General features: G+C 44.5%; 16 protein-coding genes. 5 read left to right on the plus strand and 11 right to left on the minus strand.

Annotation, left to right across the window (positions count from 1 at the left end):
- Window positions 1-9: 9 nt before the first annotated feature.
- A complete protein-coding gene (gene urtA / locus SDE_RS15555; RefSeq protein ID WP_275450093.1) occupies window positions 10-1188 on the minus strand; it encodes an urea ABC transporter substrate-binding protein in 1179 nt (392 codons plus the stop codon).
- Between the two features lie 480 nt (window positions 1189-1668).
- Between urtA and SDE_RS15560 the strand changes: the two genes are divergently transcribed.
- On the plus strand, window positions 1669-5067 hold the full coding sequence (locus SDE_RS15560) for a hybrid sensor histidine kinase/response regulator (protein WP_011469449.1): 3399 nt from the start codon (window positions 1669-1671) through the stop codon (window positions 5065-5067).
- A complete protein-coding gene (locus tag SDE_RS15565; protein WP_011469450.1) occupies window positions 5064-5975 on the plus strand; it encodes a response regulator transcription factor in 912 nt (303 codons plus the stop codon). Before SDE_RS15560 ends, SDE_RS15565 begins: the two co-directional genes overlap by 4 nt.
- A 39-nt stretch (window positions 5976-6014) precedes the next feature.
- Here SDE_RS15565 and SDE_RS15570 read toward each other — a convergent pair whose 3' ends face one another.
- From SDE_RS15570 to SDE_RS15600, 6 genes are all read right to left on the minus strand, one after another.
- Entirely contained in the window at window positions 6015-6983 is a 969-nt protein-coding gene (locus SDE_RS15570; protein WP_011469451.1) for an NAD(P)-dependent alcohol dehydrogenase, read from the minus strand.
- An 85-nt stretch (window positions 6984-7068) separates the two neighbouring features.
- Complete coding sequence (locus tag SDE_RS15575) at window positions 7069-7704, minus strand: glutathione S-transferase family protein (protein ID WP_011469452.1); 636 nt, start codon at window positions 7702-7704, stop codon at window positions 7069-7071.
- A gap of 565 nt (window positions 7705-8269) precedes the next feature.
- A complete protein-coding gene (locus SDE_RS15585) occupies window positions 8270-8872 on the minus strand; it encodes a PepSY domain-containing protein (protein ID WP_143710907.1) in 603 nt (200 codons plus the stop codon).
- Window positions 8873-9013: 141 nt separating this feature from the next.
- Entirely contained in the window at window positions 9014-9514 is a 501-nt protein-coding gene (locus SDE_RS15590; RefSeq protein WP_158303884.1) for a TlpA disulfide reductase family protein, read from the minus strand.
- Between the two features lie 67 nt (window positions 9515-9581).
- Complete coding sequence (locus SDE_RS15595) at window positions 9582-9959, minus strand: hypothetical protein (RefSeq protein ID WP_011469456.1); 378 nt, start codon at window positions 9957-9959, stop codon at window positions 9582-9584.
- A 101-nt stretch (window positions 9960-10060) separates the two neighbouring features.
- Window positions 10061-10780: a sterol desaturase family protein gene (locus tag SDE_RS15600; protein ID WP_011469457.1), complete on the minus strand. Its 720-nt coding sequence runs from the start codon at window positions 10778-10780 to the stop codon at window positions 10061-10063.
- Between the two features lie 289 nt (window positions 10781-11069).
- Here SDE_RS15600 and SDE_RS15605 point away from each other — a divergent pair, with 289 nt between their 5' ends.
- Complete coding sequence (locus SDE_RS15605; protein WP_011469458.1) at window positions 11070-13073, plus strand: right-handed parallel beta-helix repeat-containing protein; 2004 nt, start codon at window positions 11070-11072, stop codon at window positions 13071-13073.
- Window positions 13074-13382: 309 nt separating this feature from the next.
- Here SDE_RS15605 and SDE_RS15610 read toward each other — a convergent pair whose 3' ends face one another.
- The 3 genes from SDE_RS15610 to SDE_RS15620 form a co-directional block, all read right to left on the minus strand.
- Window positions 13383-16511 (minus strand): DUF5060 domain-containing protein, encoded by a 3129-nt coding sequence (locus SDE_RS15610; RefSeq protein WP_011469459.1) that lies wholly within the window; start codon window positions 16509-16511, stop codon window positions 13383-13385.
- A gap of 228 nt (window positions 16512-16739) precedes the next feature.
- Window positions 16740-17819 (minus strand): endonuclease/exonuclease/phosphatase family protein, encoded by a 1080-nt coding sequence (locus SDE_RS15615; protein ID WP_011469460.1) that lies wholly within the window; start codon window positions 17817-17819, stop codon window positions 16740-16742.
- A 253-nt stretch (window positions 17820-18072) separates the two neighbouring features.
- Window positions 18073-19197 carry an alpha/beta hydrolase gene (locus SDE_RS15620; protein WP_011469461.1) on the minus strand — a complete coding sequence of 375 codons (1125 nt, stop codon included), beginning with the start codon at window positions 19195-19197 and terminating at the stop codon, window positions 18073-18075.
- A 475-nt stretch (window positions 19198-19672) separates the two neighbouring features.
- Between SDE_RS15620 and SDE_RS15630 the strand changes: the two genes are divergently transcribed.
- Window positions 19673-21097, plus strand: coding sequence for a mechanosensitive ion channel family protein (locus SDE_RS15630; protein ID WP_011469462.1), 1425 nt, complete (start codon window positions 19673-19675; stop codon window positions 21095-21097).
- Window positions 21098-21105: 8 nt separating this feature from the next.
- Window positions 21106-22338 carry a DUF2254 domain-containing protein gene (locus tag SDE_RS15635; RefSeq protein WP_158303885.1) on the plus strand — a complete coding sequence of 411 codons (1233 nt, stop codon included), beginning with the start codon at window positions 21106-21108 and terminating at the stop codon, window positions 22336-22338.
- A gap of 167 nt (window positions 22339-22505) precedes the next feature.
- On the opposite strand, the gene SDE_RS15640 is transcribed toward SDE_RS15635, so the two are convergent.
- The gene (locus SDE_RS15640) at window positions 22506-25547 is read right to left on the minus strand and encodes a TonB-dependent receptor (protein WP_011469464.1); all 3042 of its coding nucleotides are present in this window, start codon (window positions 25545-25547) and stop codon (window positions 22506-22508) included.
- Window positions 25548-25737 lie beyond the last annotated feature (190 nt).

The following is a 25737-nucleotide window of genomic DNA, read 5'->3' on the forward strand; positions in this document are numbered from 1 at the left end:
TAAATCTATTTACTGATAACCGGCTGGGAATGGGTCTGGTTCGATAAGGTCAGATTCGTACACTACCGTTGCTTGACCATCTTTGTTCCAAACACCTACGCGGGCTTTACTCCACAAGTGATGGTTTTTGTGCAACTTCACATAACCTTCTGGCGCGGTGGTTAATTCAATTTCACCACTTTCTGATGCCGCTACAACTTTATCTACATCGAAGGAGCCTGCTTTTTCTACAGCGGCCTTCCATAACCATGGGCCGAGATAAGCTGCCTGCGTTACGTCACCAATTACACTGTCGTCACCCCACATTTCTTTAAAGGCAGACACAAAGGCTTTGTTGTTGGGGTTATCTTGGCTTTGAAAGTACTTCATGATGGAGTAGAAGCCTTCTAAGTTTTCACCGCCAATACCCAACACTTCATCTTCGGTTACAGAAATAGTTAATAGGGTTTGCTTTTCGCCAGTAATGCCCGCAGCTTTTAATTGCTTAAACCATGCAACGTTACTGCCCCCAACCACTGCAGCGTAAATAACATCTGGTTTTTTCAGGCGAATTTTGTTGATAACCGAGCCGAACTGCGTATTACCTAATGGCTTATATTCTTCACCAACAACTTTGCCGCCCAACACATTTTCTATATGTTTGCGTGCAATTTTCATTGATGTGCGCGGCCAGATGTAATCCGAACCGATGAGATAAAACGTTTTCGCATTTTTCTCTTTCGCTACCCAGTTCAAACCATCTAAAATTTGTTGGGTTGCCTCTTGGCCCGTATAAATCACGTTTTTAGATTGCTCTAACCCTTCGTAAAACGTTGGGTAGTACAGCAACCCATTTTCTTTTTCAAACACTGGCAGTGCCGCTTTGCGCGATGCGGATGTCCAGCAACCGAATACAGCAGCTACCTTATCTTTTACTAGTAGCTTTCTAGATTTCTCGGCAAAGGTTGGCCAATCACTGGCGCCATCCTCTTGGATAATCTCGATCTTTCTTCCTAAGATGCCACCCATATCGTTAATTTGTTTTATTGCAAGCTTCTCAGCCTCTTGCGCGCCGGTCTCACTGATTGCCATGGTGCCGGTTAACGAATGTAAGATCCCGACTTTGACCGTATCTTTAGTAACGGCAAGCCCTGTGGTATTTGCCTCATCGGCCAGTGCCGAATGCATACCAAATAAAAAAGCGCTCATCCCAACAATCTTTAGGAGACCTCGTCGGGATTCGAAGCGCGTTAAACTGCTAGCTAATTGTGTGAGTTTCATAACCTACCCTCTGTGTAGTGATTGCACCGGAAGTAATGCGTGGGGCTATTTTTACCCTCTAAAGCCTTAGCCACCATTCGACAAATGATCCCCCTAGATACGTCATTTAACGCATAGGCGAATGCGCAAAAGCGTCATATCGTAGGCGCACATATAGATGACTGAGCTAGTGCTTCAACATTCATCGCGGCTAACATCAAAGTTTTAGCAGGAGGAAAGCGAAGGGTTGGCGCGAATTTCGCTTAAGGGGTAACAGCGCATTAAGAACGATGCGAGCACGCAGTTGGATGCCAGCTACAGTCACATTGGAGGAGATACAAACAGGGCAAAAAACAACCTGAAGTTAATGGTGAAAATGCGGGGCAACTCCTTGCCTGAGCCTTAATAATTGGGCGAGGAGTAAACACTATGGCGGCTAAACAGCAGATTTATCGCGTTCGACGCAGTTACAACCAGTGGGTGAACAACCAGACCCTAGAGGATTACGCGCTGCGCTTTACCGCTAAGGCGTCTCGTAAATGGTCGCTGTTGCGGGTGGCAAACACTGCGCTTGGGTCTATTTCATTTTTAGCCTTAGAGGCAATAGGCGCTGCCATAACCATTAGCTATGGCTTCGATAACGCCATGGCAGCCGTACTTGTGGTGGGTTTGCTTATATTCTTTGCAGGGCTACCCATTTGCTATTACGCTGCAAAATATGGCGTAGATATAGATTTGCTCACTCGTGGTGCAGGCTTTGGTTATATCGGCTCCACCGCCACCTCACTTATTTACGCTTCGTTTACATTTATATTCTTTGCACTTGAAGCCGCCATAATGGCAAAGGCGCTGGAGCTAACACTCGGTATTCCCCTAGCCATTGGCTACATTATTAGCTCACTCGTCGCCATCCCACTGGTGTTTTACGGCATTACATTTATTAGCCGCTTCCAATTGTGGACCCAACCATTATGGATAGCCCTACAACTCGCACCCCTTATTTTTATTCTATTTAACGACGCAACCTTAGTGGCAGATTGGCAGAGCTACACCGGCACCAAACAGTCCTCACCTGGGTTAAATATTTTATTATTTGGTGCAGCGGCATCGGTGATGTTTGCGCTAGTAGCACAAATTGGTGAACAGGTGGATTTTTTGCGCTTTATGCCAGAAAAAACAGCCGGTAATAAAACACGCTGGTGGTGTGCACTTATTGCTGGCGGGCCGGGCTGGATAATCGTAGGCTGTATTAAACTGGTAATAGGTTCCTTTCTCGCTGTGGTGGCCATTCAATACGGCAGTAGCCTTATAGACGCTTCCGACCCCACCACCATGTATGCCATCGCCTATGGCTACATTACGCAGAACCAGCACCTTGCACTGGTACTTGCTGGCTTTTTCGTTGTGTTATCACAATTAAAAATTAACGTAACCAACGCCTATGCAGGGTCTATTGCTTGGTCTAATTTTTTCTCGCGCCTCACTCACAACCATCCAGGCCGGGTTGTATGGCTGGTATTTAATGTGTCAATTGCTTTGCTACTTATGGAGCTTGGCATTTACCACGCCTTCGAAAGTACTTTAAGTATTTACGCAATTATTGCCGTTAGCTGGGTGGGGGCATTAGTAGCAGATTTAATAATAAATAAACCGCTTGGCTTTAGCCCACCCAACATAGAATTTAAGCGCGCACACCTTTACGATATAAACCCAGTAGGCGTAGGCAGCATGCTTATCGCCTCGATTACTGGTGTACTTGCTTACCTGGGCTTTATGGGTGAGCACGCACATGCGCTTTCTCACTTTATTGCGCTGGCCACAGCGTTTATATGCTCGCCCCTAATAGCTTGGGGCACAAAGGGTAAATATTATATTGCTCGCCCAGCCTATGTATTTAGCGATCAACACCAGCATGTTAAATGCAGTATTTGTGAGAACAATTACGAAACCGAAGACATGGCCCAGTGCCCAGCATACGACGGCTATATTTGCTCGCTATGCTGCTCGCTAGATGCGCGCTGCCAAGACCTATGCAAAACCCATCAATCCATTAGCACTAGGCTTGTTACACTTGCGCAACGTTGCCTGCCCAGCTTTGCTTCAAATTACTTAAATATTCGACTTGTACATTTTGTATTACTGCTCACCCTTGTGGGTGCAGTAACGGGTGTTTTGTTAGCACTGGTTTATACCAATATAAAAACCGATAGCCTTACTATTAACCAGCTACTGGAAGCCACCTTATGGAAGGTGTTTTTTATACTCACCATCGTAGCTGGCGTTATTTGCTGGTTATTTGTATTGGCGCATCAAAGCCAGATTGTTGCGCAGGAAGAATCGCAAACCCAAACACGAAAATTAGTGCAAGAAATAGAAGCCCACGAGAAAACCGACTTAAAACTACAAAAAGCCAAAGAGCAAGCAGAAGCCGCTAACAATGCCAAAAGTCGATATTTAACCGGCATTAGCCATGAATTGCGTTCGCCGCTAAACACCGTATTAGGCTATGCCCAATTGATGGAGATGGACTCGGCACTAAGCGAGGCTAACCAAAATAAAATAGCCGTTATTAAACGCAGCGGCGAACATTTAGCTGATTTAATTGAGGGGCTGTTAGACATTTCTAAAATTGAAGCTGGCAGATTAGAAATACAGCGCAACACTATTCAATTTAAAAGCTTATTGGGTCAATTAGAAAAAATGTTTTTGCTACAAGCGCAAGACAAAGGCTTAACGTTCACTTGCGAACGTCTGTCACCCATGCCTGCAACAGTTATGGGCGACGAAAAAAGAGTAAGGCAAATACTTATAAACTTACTCTCTAACGCCATTAAATATACCGAACACGGAGAGGTGAAATTTAGCATCAATTACCGCAACCAAGTCGCAGAGTTCAAAATTAGCGATACCGGCGTGGGTATAAATGAAGATGAATACGAACGCATATTCAAGCCATTTGAGCGAGTGCGCCGCCCAGGTAGCCCAGCAGTGCCAGGCACGGGCTTAGGACTAACCATTACGCGCCTACTTACCGACATAATGGGGGGCGATATATCTGTAGAGCGCAACCCGAATGGCGGCAGTATTTTTACTGTTTGGCTAATGCTTTCTAGAGTAGATACGCCCAAAACGGCGCAAGTAAAACCCAGAAAAATATACGGCTACGAAGGCGAGAAAAAATCGATAATGGTGGTGGACGATGACGCGACTCACCGAGGTTTAATTGGCGACCTACTTACTCCATTGGGTTTTGGCGTAGTGGAGGCACCAGACGCAGAGGCCTGCCTAGCCATGATAAGTTATTTCACACCCGATATATTTTTAATAGATAGACGAATGCCAGGCATGAACGGGCCAGAGCTCGCAGCCAAACTGCGACAAATTGGGTTTAGCGTGCCCATAGTAATGGTAACAGCCAACGCCAATGAAGATATTTTAAGCCACGATGAATTAGCCCAGCAAAATAACAAAGAGGTAAGCGATACAGCCTACAACGAATACTTAGTAAAGCCGATTAAGCTAGACCAACTGTTACAAACCTTAGATCGCTACCTTGCTTTGCAATGGAAGCTCGCACCCAGCTCGTCGCATAGCCTGCAAGAAATAGAGTCCCGTGCGTTTAACGGCGACGGCCTGCCTACCCAAGATATACGTGAAAAGCTTATCATACATGCAGAAATAGGCCACCTAAGCATGCTTAAAACCATTGCTAATCAACTGGCAAACGACCCGAACATTAACCCTTTATTTTTAACTCAGTTAAAAAAATATATTAACGAAGTTAAATTTAAAAAAGTCATCGAATTATTACAGGTACCATCCTTATGAATACGATAAGCCCAGATAACCATATCGTATTAATAGTAGACGACTCCCCTGATACCCTAGGCATGCTAAACGAAGCCTTAGAGTCTACAGGTATGACTACATTGGTTGCACTTGAGGGTAAACAAGCGTTAACCATTGCACAAAAATTAACACCCGATGTTATTTTGCTAGATGCAATTATGCCGGGCATGGACGGCTTTGAAACCTGCGAGAAATTAAAAGCAAACCCCAGCCTTAAAAATATACCGGTGATATTTATGACCGGGCTAAGCGATACAGATAGCATTGTGAAAGGGTTTGCCGCAGGCGGTGTAGACTATTTAACCAAACCCATTAACCCAAAGGAATTGGTAGCTCGAATAAATGCCCATTTAATCAATGCGCGCACGGCGTTATCTGCGCAACAAGCGTTGGACTCTGCTGGCCAAACCATTTTGGCGGTGAACAACGACGGCGTTAAACAATGGGCAACACCCGCTGCCAGCAAGTTACTAGAAGAGCTAACCATTAACTCGCCCACCAACACACTAGAAGACCAATTAAAACACTGGCTGGCCAACCACCCTACAGAAGACAACAAAATGCCCTTTTGTGCTGCCGGCCAGCATTACACTGCAATATATTTTGGCTTATCCGATCAAGGCGAGCATTTAATTCGGTTGAATAATGATACAGCAGTAGATGAAGCCAGTGTATTAAAAGAACAATTTGGTATAACCAAGCGTGAATCTGACGTTTTTTTATGGCTAGCTAAAGGCAAAACCAATCGCGAAATAGCGCAAATTATTGATATAAGCCCACGCACGGTAAACAAACATTTAGAGCAGTTGTTTAAAAAGCTGGCGGTAGACAATCGAACTACAGCAGCCGCTATGGCCATACAATGTTTGCAGAAAAAACGGGGGTAATGCTATAGGCTAATTCACAGCCTAATTTTTATAGTTTAGCTATTTTAATCTAACTACAAGTTTTCCTTTATGCTTACCCGCACCGAAGTAGCTAATAGCCTGCGGCACTGCACTTAAACTTTCTCTAAGTTCCACCACTGGCACTAGTTTTTTAGCTAAATACCATTCGCAAATAGTGGCTAAATCTTTATTTGTTTTTAAAGCGACAATAGACACACGCTTGTTGGTAAAAAGGGCAACCCAAGGTTTAAGCAGCAACAATTGAATTAGGCGCATAACACTCCCTCCCACTGTCACATATCGACCATTAGGAGCGAGCACCTTAAGATAGCGAAAAACACCTCGATTAGTTTTCGTATCAAGAATTAGGTCGTACTGAGCCGGCTGCCGAGTAAAGTCTATACTCTGGTAATCCAATGCCTCATCAAAGCCGTTTTGTTTTAGCATTGCAAGTTTATGAGCCGCATCTACAGCCGTAACATGTGCATCATAGAATTTTGCGATATTTAACCCGTACGCTCCAACGCCTCCACCGGCGCCGTTAATAAGTACTTTCTCGCCGCAAGCTAAATTGCCTACATCCACTAAGCCCTGCAGTGCTAAGCACGCCGCATGAGAGATTGCGGCCGCATCTTCGTATTTCATTTGGCTTGGTTTTAGAAACAACGCGTTTTCATCAGCGCTCACATACTCGGCGAAACCACCAAAACCACATTCCGATAGATCACCAAATACAGTATCACCAACTTTAAAATTTTTTACGTTTACACCACACTCAACAACCTCCCCTGCTATTTCCATTCCTGGGATAGGTGTTTTAGGTTTAAACAAACCGAACATAAGCCTATAGACCAGAGGTTTACCACTAACCATACACCAATCATAATCGTTAATGGCAACAGCCTGTACCCTCACCAGTACTTGATTGGCCGCTGGGCTTGGCGTTTCTATCTCTCTTAATTCAAGCTCATCGGCAGAGCCATATTTGGTTTGAACAATCGCTCTCATCTTTTATAGCTCCTATAGCTCCCTCAAAGTAGAGCGGTAGTAGAGTATTTACAACCAATAATATATAGCCTGCTAAAGGGCATTATTAAATATAAGCCGTTAAATCTGTCCCCTCAGAACTACTCACAGCCATTACCGCCTCTCGCTTCGCCAGCATTCGCAAATAGCCACCTAAATGCTTATAGCCAAGTGGTGGTTTATTAAAACCGCTTGCCCAGTGCGCCAACATAAATAAAAAGTAGTCGCATACAGTTAGGCTACTGCCCACTAAATACTCTTTACCTTCTAGCTTACTATCTATAAAGGCAAACATATCTGTTACACGCGCTTCTTGCGCTTGCTTAATGGCTGCAGTGTTATCGCTGGTGGTGTGTTTTTGCGGGTAGAAATAAACCATTAATTCTGGCTGCACGGTAGAATTCAGATAAAACAGCCATTGGTAAAATAGCGCTCTGTTCGGGCTAGCCACTTCGGGAATTAAGCCAGCTTGGGGATGCTTTTCACAAAGGTGTAAACAAATTGCCGCACTTTCGTGCATAACCAAATCGCCATCCACTAACGTAGGAATGCGCCCAGTAGGGTTAAGCTGCATATAAGCCATGGTTTTTTGCTGCTCACGCTTTCTATCTACCAGCTCCAACTCAAACGCCACACCCATTTCCTTTAGCACCATATGGGGCGCCCAACTGGCATTTCTTGGGTAGTAAAACAATTTATACATAGGTCGCTCACTCTTGCCTTACAACAATTAGTTAACCCAGTATATCGCCGCTACAACCGGCCGCCGAAGCGCAGAGCTATAGTTTGCGATGTAGAGCGTATTGAATGCAAAATATAGCGCGTAGCTTTAGGAGTTGGAACGACAGCTTTGTTAAGTGCATACCCCACAACCGGTGGCGTAATAATACTGAATATAAAAAGCGCATTTTGAGGGAAGCTCAATAGCCCGGCTAAGAATAGATACGCCATATGCACGCCATCTATCGAGAAATATGTAAAGTAAAAAAATGATATCGCGCAAGCCCAACCTAATCGATGCGTATTTAGACCAATAAAAAATGTATTGGCTACCAGAAGCAGCAACAGTGAAAAGAGAAAAACCCCGCTAGTCTCAGCGAATGTAACAATAGGCCTAGCAAGTTCATACTTCCAAGGCACAAGCTCCATATACATACCTCGATATAACTGAACGAAAAATATCGCCAGAATTACATATATAAGCGTGTATATAACACTTCCTATACAGTGATATAGCTTGTTCATCTCTTTACACTCTTAACATAGGGCTAAACCCTTTTACGACCGCGAAAAAATAAAATTGCACCATAAAAAACAAGCAAAAATAGCCCCACCAAACCAACAACCCCTAGCACGGTATTGGCTTGTTTATTACCAAGCCACTGCAAGTAGTGAATTTTATAAAGCGTATTAATAAGCGCAGTATCGCGCCCCTTTTGTCGAATGCTTAAGGTTTGCCAATCTAAACTTAGCTCGATACCTGTTGACGTAATATAAACACCATTCGTCATACTTTCTAGGGTGCCGTAGCGCTGAGGGTTGTGGCTAACTGCATCAAGCAACAGTTTGTTGGCATTAAGCTCAGAGGGCGCAGGCATAGGGTTTAAGCTACCGGGATCTAAATGCGCCCACCCATCAGCTGCTTTAACCAATAAGTGCTCGCCAAGAATAGTTTTTACCAACCGCACTTCAAACCAATCCGGCTTGGTAGGTAACGTTCGCTCACTTAATGCATAATACTTTGGCGATAATTGTTCGTAGGCTGCGGCATAACCTGGCTTAATCAAAAAAACCATACCTGTCACTAACCAGCCCACTAGCGGCAGTATGAGCACCATACCCATTACGCGATGTATTTTTCTCGTTTTCAAGCTCACTCTTTATGCTATCTGCATACTATCTGTATGTTATGTGCATGTTATGTTTTGCGTCATGCGTTAAGTTTTGCGCGTTACACGCCGGTTTAACTTTTTAAATATTTAAGCTATTTGAAATTTTTAAACCATTAGTTATTAGCTTTCACTTAACGCTAAATTAATTTCATCCACAAAACCCGGTAGCGATGCTTCGCTATAGCCAACATGCACCGCTCTTATCTTGCCATCTTTGCCTATAATCACCATATGCGGAATAGCTTCTACGCCGTATTTTTTTGCTACACGGCCTTTGTGGTCATAGCCTAAAATTAGGGGGTAATCGGCAAGCTCTTTCGCTATGGCTTTGTACAGCTTTCTAGATTCTTTGTAAGTAACCGCAATTACCTGCAACTTATCGGTACCGAGCTTCTTTTGAACCCCACTTAACACTGGCAACTCACGCATACAGGGGCCACACCAAGTAGCCCAAAAAGTAACAATTACCACTTTATTTTGATAGGCGCTTAACTCGATTACATCGCCGTTATTATCGCGCCCCAATACACCATAGGGCATTTCACCCACTGCTGGGGCTGCGTTAATTGAGCACGCGTAGAGTAAACCAAACAACCACACTATTTTTTTACAATATTCCATATCTTTATCCTTAAATTTATCCATTTACTATCAAGTGAGAGCAGTATGTATTTGACTAATTTAACCCTCAATGGGCGTTCAAGTACGTAGCTATTTCTGGCTTAAGCTCAACCAACACTTTTACTATAGCTTCAAGTAGTTCTCTACCGTTTAAAGTACCGTCCACAATCCATACTTCTCTATCCACTTCTTCTAGTTTATTTACGCCATTCACGGCGCGAATCGCTTCGGCGATTCTATAGCGAAATTTGGACTCCAAAGGCTCGTCACATATAAACTCAGCCGCATTAACACACACACTCCATTGATATTCAGGTAAATCCTCGTTTACCGCTGCAATTCCAAATAAATCGATATTATCTGCAGTAGCTTCCCAGTGCGCCAAAATGCCGTCGTCGACCTGATCAACTTGTTTAATTTCAATACCGTATTCTTCTAAATTCAAACTATCCCCCAAACACCTAATAAAAGTAGTTTTTTCGCCCCTTAATAGCAATACAACGGGCCACGCATAATCCCCCAACAGTCTAGTTCGGTTGAGAGGAGCTACGAACAACGCTTTGTTTTTAGCAGCGTATCCCAATACTTGTTAACAAACCCAAAATTTACGCTACCGCGCGAATGGTGAAGCTGGTGATAAAGCATATAACCACTAAAGCGGCCGTTTGCGAATTGATAATTGGAATGCAGTGTTATGGTAAACACCATTCCCATAATATGCAGAACAAAAGCCACCCCCAAGCTTAATGGGAATATAGCCATAAAAATGGGTGCGCTAATTGCTATTAATGTTGCCTCTACGGGGTGCACGCTATATGCGCTCCACGGGGTTACTCTTACCGACCAATGATGCACTGCGTGATACTTACTAAAATGCTTAGTATGTAATAGGCGGTGTACAAAGTAAGAGTAGGTTTCGTAATAAACAGAAAATACCAATACTTGCCAAACAAAATTAAAAACAGTGTTAGGCCAAAGGTCGCTATAAAGTTCGCGAGTAAATAAACTGCCAACCGCGAAAATTAAACAAGATATGGCTCCGTACTTCATCTCACGCTGTTTTTGATTCGCCTTTAAAGGACGAGTATCAATATAAGCCCCGCTCTTCAATTCTTTCGAAAACCAAAGTGAGAGCTTATCCACTGAGTATGCGGCAGTGAAAAATACCAGCAGGTTTACCAACGCAGACATAGCAAGAGCGATGTACCACGCAGTATCCACCCAAAAGTTGAGTAGCCCGTTAATGCTAGTAACTATATATTCCACCTATATGTTCCAACTAAATATTCCAACTATCCAATTCCAACAATCAATTCCAATTAAAAGCGGTTCTGCGGGGTAGTGTATTGCAATCGTTTCAATGCTGCGACACCAAACTAGCTTTGTACTTAGCTACACACGCCCCCCATTACAGCCACAAAATAGTCAAACGAACCTTAAGATGCACAAAACATACTCAAAATAAGGTTTTTAACGCCAGAAAAGCGTGTTATGGTAGCAGAACGGAAAACAACCTAAGCTGTCATACCAATAAAATAACTATAAAGGCGATCTTATGAAGAACCTTATCCGCTGTAATGCATTGCTTGCGGCATTTGCACTTACCCCATCGTTAGCCCTAGGCACAACTTATACAGTAGACACAGTCACAGAGCTTAAAACACGACTAGAAAATGCCAATAACGGCGACATTATTAGAATTGACGGTAATGGCGGCAATAATGGCGTTTATAGCTATTCGGGAAGCACCTACACTATTTACACCACCGATGGGTGGACAAACCTTGCCCCAATGTTTCTTATTCGCGATGCAGCCAATGTCACCATAGAAGCACTTAACGCTGCGAAAAAGCCAATACTGAAAGGTAAAGATTACACAGACAAATATGTGTTTTACGGCCAGAAGGTACCTGGGCTAACCATTAAAAATATTAAATTTACCGATGCCCGTAAAGGCGTGGTGATAGATAGGTCGAACAATATCACCTTTGAAAATAACGAAATTTTTGAAATTGGCGAAGAAGGTTTCCACCTGCGCGACGGTAGCGACAACGCCATCATTCGCAATAACCATATTCACGATACGGGCTTGGTAAAAGTTGATCGCGGTGAAGCTATTTACATATGCAACGATCGCAAAATGTGGAACCCCTACTATCAACCCAACCCAGTAGAAGAAAACTACCAACAAAATTGCGATAACGCACATATTTACAACAATACTATTGGCCCGAATATTGGTAACAACGGTATAGACGTTAAAGAGGGCACTGTTGGTGTGTATGTTGAAAACAATACGTTTAACATGGCTTGGACACGCAGCGAGCTAACCAGCACCAGTGCCTCCGCCCACCCAAACGTTGTAATACACTTTAAAGGCACAGAAGGTGTAGCCACCGGCAATACCTTTAACTTTGCCAACGCGCCTTCTTCTTTGTTTCGCGCAATAAGTGTAGACAGGCAACTTGATGACGACCCCGCGCTAAATTTGATTCACGGCTACAACAACTGGGCAGTTAATAATACGCTTAATAATGCTCGGTCTGGCGATTATGTTTTCCACGCCGCGAGTGATGGTGGGGCAACTTACGGCTGTAACAACGGCGCGCCAGATTACGCCCCCAATCCCAAGTCTGATCGTATTTACAATTCTGTAAGCGGCGCCGGTTGTACACCGCCTACTGCCCCCACAAGTGGAAGTTCATCGTCATCATCTGGGTCTTCTAGCAGCACATCGTCAAGCAGTAGCTCGTCGTCTTCTAGCAGCTCGAGTAGTTCATCTAGCTCATCGTCGTCTAGCAGTTCGTCAAGTAGTGGCGGCTCATCTAGCGGTGGCAATGTGGGCAAAGAATATAATTGGAATAACGGCGCAGAAAGCACCGCGTTTAAACACGTTTCGCAAAACGTTGCTAACGGCGTAATAACGCTAACCCTAAGCGCCGACAACAACGACCCCTATATGCGCATGTACAGCACCAATATAAATGCCGATGTGTACACGCATATTGAAATGCGCGTAAAAAATAATACACCCGGTACAGCATGGCGCATGTATTTCGACCCAGCAGGCTCAGCTGGTGAAGGCGGGAACTCGGTAAGCTTTACAGTTAACAGCAATAACACTTGGCAAACAGTAACTATAGATATGACTGCAGATGCCGACTGGCAAGGCACCATAGACCGGATTCGTTTAGACCCGCAAGGTTATGTAAATGGCACCATAGACATAGATTACATTAAAGTAATCTCACCTAGCGGAGGCAATAACGGCGGCCAAACACACTGTATTAGTTATAGTGGCACCAGCTTAACCGAACTTACTTTAAACGATGCGAGTTGTATTACAGTGGCTGACGGTTTAACAAACAAAGAAATATCCATTGCCGATAGCGATGCAAATAGCTCGTGCGATATTCGCGGCAGTGCTAGCTCTAAAGACGGCACTGGCTACCATGTAATAGATGGCAATTGGGAGAAAATAAGCGGTGGCTGGACTGGCACCGCTATTCAGTTCGATGTAAGCAATAACTGTAAATACCTAAAGCTACGGGTTAGGTAAAACCATAGCAATTGAGGTAACACCATTACTAAAACTTAAACCCCGCTTAGGAGGGGTTTAATACTCTCAGAAAGCCAACGTAGTAATATCAACTGATTACGATTTATTAAGCTTAAGCAACGAAGCAGCAGAGTAAGCAGAACTCCTACCAGATTAGCCTGAGCTATTTATATGATTTGTGCAGTTAGCGGCAAAGCAAGCACTTTTATTAATCGCAATAAGACGAAAAGAGATTACCTGTGCTAAAAATAAAAACTGTTCAATCTCATTCATTGTTTAACGAAATCCCCTGCCTTGCCAATCCAATAATCAATCTAACGTTTCTTCATTATTTATCGATTCCGCCACTTGCTTGGTAACACTTTCGTGCCTAAAAACAATGCGATCCACTTTAAATAATTTGGAGCGACCAGACATGGTAAAGGTATAGGTTTCGCCTGCTTTTAAATTGTAAACAACCGGCCATTTAGCGTGATCCCTATCTAAGCGGTTACCTGTTGCCCACACAAAACGGTTATCTGCCCCGCCAAAATATTTTGAATCGGTTGTTAAATAATTTAATGGCGTTTCGGCGGCGCCGCTTTCAAAATCCCCTTCTAAGCGGATAAATGCATCGTTAGCCACATCGGTGCGATCACCAATGGTTTCGCGCGCGCAACGTAAATGCAAATAATAGTTGCCAGCCGTATTAACGGTAAACTGATAAGTTAATGGCGACTTCGCAGGGCCGTTAGTCACTTCGTTGCCATTGAATTGAATATAGCCATCCCCCGTGTAGCCATCTACCTCGGTTAGCTGCTGCCACAGGTCTAAATGGCTAGGCGTATTTTCTGCTTCCATTACCACTAGGCCATTATTTTCTACATAGCCGCCGCTCGGTTGCGGAGCATCGGCAATGGGGTATACCACTAGCGCCCAATCTAATGTGATTTCATTAGGGGCCACACCCAGCGGTACACTGCCCTGCCCCTGTAAGGTATCGCCTTGGTAGCGTGCTCCGGTACGAGGGTTAAACCATATCACTTGGTAAACTTTGTTATCGGGCAACGTAATATCGCTAGTACCGCCATCGCGCAAATAAATTACGTATGCTTCACCCTCTTTGGCCAACACCCAATCACTATCGGTTTCTGTTACGTCGTTAGCCACCATCAGTGTTTGTAAATCAATATTCAATTCACGCTGTAAAATATCGCGGAAGAATGTAGCCAAATAGCCACCTTGCAGCCAAAACTCGTCGAACTCACGCAAATCTTCTACCGCTAAATCGTACGCGTGGCCAGCGCCAGGGTTTTTCAAATACCATTCAAAACCTGCCCCGCCTGACATCACACTGGCCCACATCCAAAATACACGCTGCCTTTTTTCTACGCTTGTGTTAGGTTGCGGTGCGTTTGCGCCAGAGGCCTCTGTAAACGTCACTACCCATGGGCGGCCAGCGTCGGTAGATTTGTTTAGCCATGTTTTTGCTTTTTCGTACACATTTTCGGTGTTCGACGCAGAATTAGGGATACCACCATATTGGAAGGTAGGGCCATCAAAATTTTCATCGCCCAGTAACCCCTCGTACAAATCGTGCTCGCCCGGGTAGGTGTGCATTAACACCGCGTGTTCGTAGGGGTCTGTTTGCTTAAAAAACGCGGCAAAACTTTTTTGCTGGTCTAGCGTATTGCCGTTTTCTTCCCCTAAGTTCCATTGCAATGCGGGGTGGTGTGCAAAACGCGAGATAAGTTCACGGTAATAAAGTTTTCGCTCTAACCCCAGCTCGCCGCCATTTAGCAGCTGATCGTTTTCTTGCTCTTGCGTAATAATGTGAATAAGCATTCCTTTTTGCTGCATAAACTGCAACACGCGTTCCCACTGATCGAGCTTACTCACATCAAAGGTTTTTTCTGTGCCCGTATCGTTGTAGTTAACCCACGGGTGCGCATCACAACCGTCGCCTTGTACGGTGTTCGCCATGATATAAACACTGTTTACGCCCCGGCCAGATAAATAATTTACCAAACCAATTAACGACTTACCCTTGCCGTTATTCCATGTGGGGTCACCAGTTTGCCAGTCGCTTAAATGCGGTTCAAAATCGTGCAATATACCTTTGCAGCTTGAGGCAGAAAAATATTTTGTAGTGTTATCAAAACCGGAATAACCAAAAATATTTTCAGGGCTATCTAAGCCTGCCTGTATAAATACCGTATTATCTTTGCTAAAACGCAAATACCGTTCGCCCTGTTTGTGCTGTAACAAACCCCGCGCGCGCATATCCGGTGCAGTAAAGCTGCCTTCCGTTATTGTAAAAGTCCCTTGCTTACCGTCGAGGCTAGCAACCGGCGTCCCCGCGTTCGCTTCCGCACTTACCGCAATATTATTGCCCGAGCGAAACGAAACGTTGTAGCCCCACTCCCCTGCGGATGGAGGCATAAAGTAGGCGCGCCAAGTATCTCCCTCTTCTGCCCCCGAATCAGCCGCTTGCGCATCTGCCGCGAAGTGACCGGGTACAACAATACTTTCTTCGCCCTTGCTGAACGTAACGTTAAAACGATAATCGGTAAAAGTGGCCGCTTCGCTTTCGGCTGCAGCTAAACCATTACACAATAACTCAACACGGTCATAAGTATGTAGGTCGCCACTTATTTCGCAACTTCCTGTTGCCGGCTCTACCGGCTCCAGAACAACAGGGTCACCATTGGTACACAACTCTAAACTATGCCACCTACCGCGTGATGTGGCAGAGGTTTCACCTTCAACCACTAAGCCATTGGTCGCGTTGGTGAATTCAACTTGTATCTCATCACCGGTATTAATGGCAAAAAACTGATTATTCACAACATGAGTTTGCAAACTGTAATCGGCAATCTCTGTTCCATGAATACGGGTATTTTGTACTTGCCCTACAAGCGTGCCATTTACCTTTACCGAATATGATGACTCGCCATCAGATTCCTGCATGGTATGGAGTTTAAAAATTACACTCGCAGAATCGCCGCCGTAGGTTTGTATTGCTGCAGCCGTTGCTAATCGGTCCGCCACTTGCAATGCACTCAAGCCAAGTTTGGTATCTGTTGTGGCGTTAGCAAAACCATTAATACCGCTAAACTGGTCGAAGTTAACAGCTTCGATTGCTACGCACGCGCTGGCCTCCACAACATCGTCGTTATCCACAGTCTCACCAGCATCTGGGTCTGGGTCTGAGTCTGGGTCTGGGTCTGGGTCTGGGTCTGGGTCTGGGTCTGGGTCTGGGTCTGGGTCTGGGTCTGGGTCTGGGTCTGGGTCTGGGTCTGGGTCTGGCAACGAGTCTGGATTGCTATTATCCCCTTCGCTACCACCATCGATAGCAGGCGAGCCGCCCTCCATACTGCTATCGCTTGCTCCACCGCCACACCCTACAAGGCACAGCAATACCAAGTACATTACCGCTTTAGCACAGATTATTCGCACGCTTACACCCCTATACCGTCATTTTGAAATTACGGGCGAGTATAAAAGGTGGGGCTTTTTTAAAAGGAGGCGTGGTTATCACTTCGGATAACAACCTAGATGGCCTGACCGATAATAGGCGCATTTATGATGCAGTTTGCCTTATTTACGCTAGATCATTGGTGAGACAAACCGCCAACAAAACCTTTAGCCCACTCTTACAGCACGACACTAGGCATACAGAATCGGCTAGCTAGGAACATCACTGACACTCACCTCAGCCTCTGCCGCATTCACAATTTCGCCAGCCCTTTCTTTATCGGCCTGTGTCGAATCGACACCATCTTGATCGGCACCAGCCTTTGGGGAAAAGACTAGCTCGGTATAAAGCGAAAAGTGGTCGGAACCGATAGAAGGCAACCGCTGCATTTTCTTTAACGTAAAGTGCTCGCTGTGAAATAAATGATCCAGCGGCCACCTTAGAAAAAAATAGCCCGCATGAAATGTATTAAACATTCCACGCCCAACACGCGGGTCGAGTAACCCACTAATTTTTCGAAACAGACGCGTAGTTGTAGACCAAGCAACATCGTTTAAATCGCCCGTTACAACAATTGGCCCTTGTGTTTGCGCCACGCGCTTTGCCACAACCAACAACTCAGTATCGCGCTCGGTAGACTCTGCATTTTCTGTGGGGCTGGGTGGCGCAGGGTGCAAACAATGTAGCCTTACCTTGCTGCCGCACTGGAGCGAAACGGTCACATGCACAGATGGAACATCCTCTTCCACCAAAAACGCTAACTCTTGCTTAATAAAAGGTAATTTTGAATAGACGTGCATGCCGTACAGGTTGTCGAGCGGGCACTTTACCGTATGAGGCATAGCAGGCTCCAGCACGCTTAACTGCTCTTCCCACCACGCATCCGTTTCTAAGGTTACGAGAATATCGGGCTTATATTCTTTAACCAACGCAATAAGTGCCGCGCTGTTTCGATTGGTTTTAAGCACATTAGAAGTGATAACACTTAGCGAGCTATTACCGCTTGCTAACGGCGCGATTTTTACTTCCTTGCGCCAAAAAGGTGTGTAAGGCAGCACCCAACACAGCTGGACTACCACACAAATCAGCGTTGCGGCCAACATAACCAATGCAGCAACAGATTCACTGGTAGGAAAAAGGAGGTGAGCGATAGCTAAGGCCGAAGCCAAAAAAAGTATTTGTAACCTAGGAAAATCTAGCCCGCGCACACTCCAATGGGTGATTCTCACTAGCGGCAGCACAGTGGCTAAAACAATAATTAACGTACAAACACTCAGTAGTATCAACATGTAAAGGTCACGAATCATACAATTTGAAGAGCCCTATACTACCACGAGTAAAAAAACATCCTTAAAAAAATACTCTAAACGAGATATACGTTTACTTACATACACCTATCACACACCTATTGCACGTTTTGTTCGCGCATCATAATCAACAGCACTTGTAAAACATGCGCCTAAATAACATGCGCTTAAAGCGATAACCAACAACCTCTAGCCACACCAATAAACAGGCGTGGCTAGAGGTTAGAAAGTTGGCTTATTGATCCTTCAACAATTCGAACACCTGCCCCTCTTGGCTTACAGCCATAATCATTGGCCCTTCAACTTGCTCAATAAAAGTTAAGTTAATATTCGCACCCTCATAATAAAATTCTGTTTCTGAACTTGCGAAAAAACTCAGCGTTGGAGCGCCCACCTGGCTAAGCATTAGCTTTTTGCTTTCGAAAGATATAACAATGGGCGGAATACTTGGATGAATGGTATAGCTGCCAGCGTAATTAGCAACAATCGCATCATCCAATTTTAGGCGCGGGCGTTTAAATACATGCTGTAAGCCGTAGGTAAACCCAGGCGCATTAATTCCACCGTGACCAACGTGGGGAACAACTTTCGTTTTAATACGCAGCCCTTTTAAGTTCGCATCTTTAAGCTGATTGGAGAAGTCCGTGACCAATGGTTTATTAAACTCTAAACCGCCCACACCTAAAAATAGGCGCTTACCTTTTAGCGCTTTACTACCGTTTAGCTCGGCAAGCTTGGCTTGAAAATACGTTTGCTCGGCAATATAAGGGGCAGAGAGCGCGATATAGCCGTCAAACAATTCCGGCTTTTCTAAAAGCGCAATGGTTGCAAATAAACCGCCTAGTGAGCTGCCAATAAGCGTGCGGTGACTATTCGCTCTGTATTTTGTTTCCACAAACGGAATAATTTCAGACTCTAACGCCTCTAAAAATAAGCTCGCGCCACCGCTTAATGGTTGGTTTGGGGCTGGCGTATAGGTGAAATCACGAAACCTTAGCTGCTCTGGCACCGCCCCTTCGCCAGACCAAGTAATGGCAGCAATAATACTGTTAGGCGTTTGCCCATCATATGTGAGGTTACCCAATACATCTGCACTCGACGTAAAGTGCCACTGACCATCTAGCACATAAATAACAGGGTATTGCGCCTCGCTATTTTGCTCATAGCCGCCGGGCAACCGAATACGCACTTCGTACTGCTGATCAACAATTTGCGAATAATATTGGTGAACTTTGGCGCCGGGGTAAATAAAGTCTGCCGTTTCTTCAAATGCCGGTACGGCTGTGTCCGCAGTTGCATGCATACCCAGCCCGCATAATGCAAAGCAGAACGGGGTGAAATATTTCATCATTTTTTTCATGTGCTAGTCCTTTATCAGTCCATTATTTAACTTTCATTTCAAATACAACGCCCTACAGCACAACATGGTCGTCGCGCCACTACTTGTAAGCGTTAAGAGGGAAAATTACAGATAAAAATGTGAGCTGAGCGAATAAAGTGCCTAACGGATGCTGTAAATGTTGAAAGGTAAAATCAGATTAGGAGTGGAACGCCACACAACTCTCCTGCTCTACAACAGAACGTTAAAGCGATACAAAATGCAAATACACCAAAATGTACAAATAAGACTCGAGCACTAGAGAATGATAGTGCCGTTTTCATTTACCAACGGTTGGCACAATTCTGGCTTGCACGTACATACACAATAGCGCTTAATTAAAAATACCGCGCTAAATATGCTAACCGCGACATCAATTCCACCAAGCCTGCGCCAATTCGCAACTTTTGCCACCAAAACAATGACTAGCGCGTCAAGCGCGCCCAAGGAAAGCGTCATGAAACTTACACACATCCTTGTCATTCTTACAATTTGCATACCCTTTTCAAGCACCCTTGCGCAAAATGACTCCCCCAAAGAGCATAAGCCTCCTGCGCATACAGAAAAAAGCATTCACGAAGCAAGTATAGAAAATGTCTCTCGCATCATTGAGGTGGAAGACGGACCTAGTGACGAAAAACTCAAAAAACGATTGCAATCAATTCTTCAAAGCTCAGAAAAATACCAAAATTTAGAGGTTAGGGTCGCCAATGGCTTGGTTACTATTTACGCGATAGCAGATAACGAAAAAGACGTAGATTGGGCTGGTGACATAGCGAAGAATATTGAAGGCGTAGTAGCGGTTATTAATAACATTTCAACCCCTAAACAAGATTATTTCACGTTAGCCCCTGTGCGAGCTGAGCTACTAGCAGTTTGGATAAAATGCCTAGAAGCAGTGCCTCTTGTGATAATTGGCGCCCTCATACTTTCTACATTTATTTTTATTTCACGCTATAGCTCTTATATCTTAGACAAGCCCATCAACTACTTATCTCAAAGCGAGTTAATTCGTATTGTTTTAAAACGTGTCATCTCCACGCTTATTATCATAGTCGGGTTTTACTTTTTTCTTAAAACGGCCGGCCTTACCCAATTTGCACTAGCTATAATTAGCGGCACGGGTGTAATTGGTTTGGTGCTAGGTTTTGCTTTTCGCGACATAGCCGAAAACTTTATATCAAGCTTGCTGCTTAGCGTGCAGCGTCCATTTAGGCTTGGCGATGTGGTAGAGGTAAGTGGCCACAAAGGTATTGTAAGAAAAGTAACCGCCAGAGGAACAACATTAGTAGATTTTGATGGCAACCACATACAAATACCTAATGCAATTGTATATAAAAATATTATTCAGAACTTCACTGCCAACCCTAATCAGCGCGGCAAATTTATTATTGGCATTGGCTACGACGCGAGCGTACAAGGCGCGCAAACAATCGCTGTGGGGGTAGTGCAAAATCATTTCGCCGTTTTGCAGGACCCAGAACCTCAAGTACTTATAGATCAACTAGGCTCGTCAACTATTAACCTACAAATTTTCTTTTGGGTAAACGGCCATGAATATAGTCTACCCAAGGTTTCATCCATGCTCATGCGCCAAGTTATGCGAGAATTCGAACGCAACGGAATATCAATGCCCGACGACGCACGAGAAATAATATTCCCTGAAGGTGTGCCTGTTTTTATGCAAGGTGAAAAAACGTCCCTCACAAATCAAGCCTCGCCCCCTCTGTCATCCTCCCATCAGATACCACGTAACGCGCCCATAGAAAAAGACATATCACCCAATAACGAACAAGAAGACCTTAGTAGCGACAACCTAGATATTCAACGCCAAGCAGATATGGCAAGAGACCCAGAAGAAGGGGCGAGTATAATCAAATGAAAGCACACATGAGTATTGAAGCGATTTTATTTCACACAAAAAAAGTCACTAAAAACTTATCGTTCCGCTGTCTGCTATATTGTGTATTCGCCCTAACCGCGTTCTTCACGGGTTCGCTACTAGAACCTTTTGTGCCTAACGAAATAAAAGACCTTGTTACACCACAGGGCTTAAAAGGGCTTTTAACCATACTTGCATCCAGCATGCTTGCTGTAACCACCTTTTCACTTTCTATTCTAGTCCAAGCCTATGCCACAGTGGCTACAACTGCTACACCGCGTGCAAGCAAACTCATTATGGAGAATGACACAGCGCAAAACGCTCTGGGGACATTTATCGGGGCCTTTTTATTCAGTGTGATTGGCTTAATAGGGATAAGCTCAAACTATTACCAAGAGAATATGGTGGTTGTACTATTTCTATTTACCGTAGTAATGATTTTTTTAATAATAATTATGCTGTTGCGATGGATCGACCAACTCTCCAAGCTAGGCCGCATAGACGAAACTATTGACGTACTTGAGCAAGCGCTCGCGGAAGCAATAGACACACGCAGCAATTTCCCCGCGCTGAACGCCAATATACTAACTCTACCCCAAGAAGATCTAGGCAAAGATAAATGCAGAATCTATTCCGCTAAAGTGGGTCACGTACAGCACATCGACCTACCAAAATTAAACGCACTTGCAGCCAAACTTAATTTAAAAATTTACATTACTGTAGGGCCCGGAGACTTCGTAGACAGTATTACCCCAATGGCGTATATAGATGGTGACTGCAGCGAGGAAACCCAGCAATGTGTAGTAGACGCTCTAAGCATAGGTAACACGCGAACCTTTTCACAAGACCCTCGCTACGGGCTAATCGTACTTTCTGAAATTGCCCTTCGTGCATTATCGCCCTCGACGAATGATCCTGGTACTGCAATTCAAATACTTAGCAGCTACGTTAAAGCTATTAAACTTTGGGATACAAATACCAGTAAAAACCACAGGTCGCTTAAAAATGATCGTGCAAGCATTAAATTTGAACACGTATATATGTACCCAATACAGGAGTCAGACCTGTTTGAAGATATGTTTGCAGCTTTATTACCCGCAGCGATGCCCCACAAGATTGTGACTGATAAAATCAGAAAGTCATTACTAAGCTTTCAGCAGCTAAACAATAAAAAAATTACCGACTGCGCAAACGATTGGCTTAATAAACTAAACGCGCACAGCAACAGCCTACGGCACTAATCCACAATATTAACCAACCGCCAAAAAGTCGTTCCAGCCCGAATTATTATTAGCACAAAACACATTCGCTAAACCTTATACGCACAAAAAAGCCCGCGGTAGCGGGCTTTGAGTGTCTCGGCATGAGGATCACCCACGCCGAGAAAGAGCTTTAAACTTAGTAACGATTAAAACTTAGCTTTAACACCTACGAATATACGTGGGCCGTAGCTGTTTAGCTCGCCTAAGTTGTCGCGGCTGTAGAAGTATTGCTTTTTAGGCTCATCAAACAAGTTGATAGCTTCTAAGCTTAACTTCACGTTTTTGGTTAGCTTGTAAGAAACACGCGCTTCCCACACACCCACATCGCTAACATAACGCAAACGCGTACCATTGCTTGTGTATGGCTGGAAGTACTCGCTGCGGTACTTATAGATTAAGCTCGTGTCTAACTCACCAATTTGGTAGTAGATCTGACCAGAGAATACATTCTCAGAGAAGCCTGGTACGTTACCAGGCTCCACTATACCAATGTATTCCTCAACGATATTGCCATCCTCATCCGTCTTAGTGATATCACCGTAGTTGCTATCTTCGAACTCGAAATCTGAGATCGCGTGGTTGAAGCTACCCTTCACACCCAAGCCACTCCAGTAGCCAGGCAAGTAAGAGAAGTTGTGTGAAGCGTTAAGCTCAAAACCAGTTAAGTTACTCGTTTCTTCGTTCGTGCTAACAAGATCAAATTCTGCTTGAGTGCTAACACCGTCTATTAAGAAACTCTCAGTAGTGCGAATGGTTTCGAAACCACCCTGGAATTTCTTATGGTAAACACCGAAACCTAACATAGTATCGTCGTTCGCATACCACTCGATAGCGGCGTCAAAGTTCCACGAAGTAAGCGGCTGCATATTGGGATTGCCGTCGCCATCAACACTATCGATTAACTGATTTACGTCGGTAATATCGTCTTCGGTGTTCTCATCGAAATCACGCTTGTAACCAAGATCAGCAGGATCTGGGCGTGATAGACCACGATAGACAGCACCACGTAACATCAAGTTATCAGTAAGGTCTGCAATCACGTTTACGCTAGGCAACAACTCAGTGTAATCGCCACCTGCAGTTACTTGCTCTGTATCTCCGGTACGCTCTAACTTCAAAGTGCCAGAATCGTTTGTTACAACGTTAAATGCTGTACGGTAACCCACAGATTCAACTTCTGTTTGCACTACACGTACACCAAAGTTACCGCGAACAGGAGTGTTAGCAAGTGAAGTTTCAAAGTCCGCCATTACGTACGCAGCAGTAGTCATTTCGGTAACGTCTGTAACTTGAGAGGTACCATCTTCTAGCTCAGGGTACTCCAAACTTTCACCGCGATAATTTGCAATCATTTGAGCGGCACATACAGTGTCAAACGTCGCCCAACTATTCGAACTACCAACCACGCTGCCGTCACTAGCAAGTTGAGTAACTAAATCGCCGCTTCGCTCGCTACTTAGGAAGTTACTTTCTGGGAAATCGATAGCACATGCTGTATTCACCGCAGATATCGCTGCAACATCTAACGCTTTCGTCTCCGGGTTAACGTTATTGCGATCAACTTCGAATTCATTACGCGCGCTACCCAAGTCTAGGTATTCTAGCTCTGAGTATCGTATACCACCCTTAACAGATGTAATAAAATCTGTGCTCACACGCCAATCAATATCCGCTCGGAATGCGGTAGCAGTGTTAGTTCGGTCAACATCATTATCTATTCGTACACGATATTCATCTGAGAATACGGCATGATCGGTAACGTCAAAATCTAACACAGCATATTGGAGAATACCTGAATCCATATCCCAAGCAACCAAAGGACGGTAAGAAGATGAGTCACCATTCACATCACCGTTGTTCGATTGAGTACGCAATAAATACTGCACTTCTTCACGAGTCGTTTCAGAGAAAGAGTAATCACCAGAAATAGTAATGTCGTCGGTTAGCTCGTAAGCAACATTCAAACCATAACCCAAATACTCTTCAGTACGAGAGTATGTCTCGCTGTTAGATTCGATAGCAGTTTCGCCAGCCCAACTAGTAACGGCACCAGTACTGCTAATTACAACAGCCTGATCAGTGATGCCTGGCGTAACACGCCTCATGTTAGCGAAGTTTAAGTCGTGACGCTGCTCAGCTTGAACACGCTTCGACTGCTGCACATCTAAATTAATATCTAGCTTATCTGTAGGCTGGAACTGAATCGCAGCAAAAACCGCATCACGCTCATCAGCCGTATCATTTTGACGGTAGCCATTAGAGCTAGGGGCAAAGCCGTAAGGGCTGCCATCATTTACAGCCTTACCCGTTTCAGGATCTTTCGTAGTGTTATAGGTGCCACCAGAATTGCAATCGCCGCTGCTCGTGCGATAAAAACCAGCACTAATATCTGGATCATACAAACAAGCATACAAAGATGAACCACTCGGGCTAGAAGAACGCATCTCAGATTCTGGCTGAGAAATATCACTCTTCTGGTAACCCAAAGACACACCCAAAGCGGCATCACCAATTTCGAACTGATCAATATAGCTTACCGTGCCACGGAAGCCCAAGTTACCGTTCATTGGGTCGTCAATATTTGCTTGATTAGGGTTGAAGTTTAATTTGGCATCAACCTGGATACGTTGCTTACCGTATTCCAAAGGCTTAACAGTTTCTAATGCAATCAAACCAGCAACACCACCTTCAATTAGGCTGGCGTCTTGGGTTTTGTAAATTGCAATTTTGTTTACTAATTCAGATGGGAACTGAGAGAAGTTAACAGAACGGTCACCACTACCATTGGTAGCACCGCGGCCGTTAAAGGTAGTGGCGCTCAAGTATGGGCCAAGACCACGAATAGAAATTTCGGTTGCGCCGCCGTTCTCACGGTGAGAAGCAGCACCTGTAATATTCTCTAACGCCTCACCAATAGAAAGCGCTGGCATATCACCAATATCGGTAGCAGATAAACCATCAACAATAGTGGTGGAATTGCGTTTAATATCGATCGTAGATTGGATTGTTGCGCGCGTGCCGGTAACAACAACTTCTTCAAGCTGACCTTCCGACTCCTGTGCATGCGCAACGTTAATACAGGACACAGCAGCGATAGCACTTACTAGAAGCGACTTTCTAAAGCGTCCGTTACTAGGGGTTCTCTCGGTTGTATTCACTTGTCTAGCCTCTTTATTGTTATTGCGCATTATTACCTCCAGGGTAGTTTTAGTTTTAATGCTCTTAAAATCAGCGCTCTTCGGCACTGTATTACTCATTCAGTTGCGGAAACTTATAACCATATTGCAAACCAGAAGCTTGCTGAATCTATAACTTTAGCTATATCCCCGCCCCAAGCAGAGCACAAGTTCTCATCCGGTCTACATTTTGTCAACCAAT

This window comes from Saccharophagus degradans 2-40 (assembly GCF_000013665.1).
Classification (GTDB): domain Bacteria; phylum Pseudomonadota; class Gammaproteobacteria; order Pseudomonadales; family Cellvibrionaceae; genus Saccharophagus; species Saccharophagus degradans.

Excerpts from the sequence above, each read along its gene's own strand:
- urtA (WP_275450093.1), bottom strand. The coding sequence starts at position 1,188 with ATGAGCGCTTTTTTATTTGGTATGCATTCGGCACTGGCCGATGAGGCA.
- SDE_RS15560 (WP_011469449.1), top strand. The coding sequence starts at position 1,669 with ATGGCGGCTAAACAGCAGATTTATCGCGTTCGACGCAGTTACAACCAG.
- SDE_RS15565 (WP_011469450.1), top strand. The coding sequence starts at position 5,064 with ATGAATACGATAAGCCCAGATAACCATATCGTATTAATAGTAGACGAC.
- SDE_RS15570 (WP_011469451.1), bottom strand. The coding sequence starts at position 6,983 with ATGAGAGCGATTGTTCAAACCAAATATGGCTCTGCCGATGAGCTTGAA.
- SDE_RS15575 (WP_011469452.1), bottom strand. The coding sequence starts at position 7,704 with ATGTATAAATTGTTTTACTACCCAAGAAATGCCAGTTGGGCGCCCCAT.
- SDE_RS15590 (WP_158303884.1), bottom strand. The coding sequence starts at position 9,514 with ATGGAATATTGTAAAAAAATAGTGTGGTTGTTTGGTTTACTCTACGCG.
- SDE_RS15605 (WP_011469458.1), top strand. The coding sequence starts at position 11,070 with ATGAAGAACCTTATCCGCTGTAATGCATTGCTTGCGGCATTTGCACTT.
- SDE_RS15615 (WP_011469460.1), bottom strand. The coding sequence starts at position 17,819 with ATGTTGATACTACTGAGTGTTTGTACGTTAATTATTGTTTTAGCCACT.
- SDE_RS15620 (WP_011469461.1), bottom strand. The coding sequence starts at position 19,197 with ATGAAAAAAATGATGAAATATTTCACCCCGTTCTGCTTTGCATTATGC.
- SDE_RS15630 (WP_011469462.1), top strand. The coding sequence starts at position 19,673 with ATGAAACTTACACACATCCTTGTCATTCTTACAATTTGCATACCCTTT.
- SDE_RS15635 (WP_158303885.1), top strand. The coding sequence starts at position 21,106 with ATGAGTATTGAAGCGATTTTATTTCACACAAAAAAAGTCACTAAAAAC.
- SDE_RS15640 (WP_011469464.1), bottom strand. The coding sequence starts at position 25,547 with ATGCGCAATAACAATAAAGAGGCTAGACAAGTGAATACAACCGAGAGA.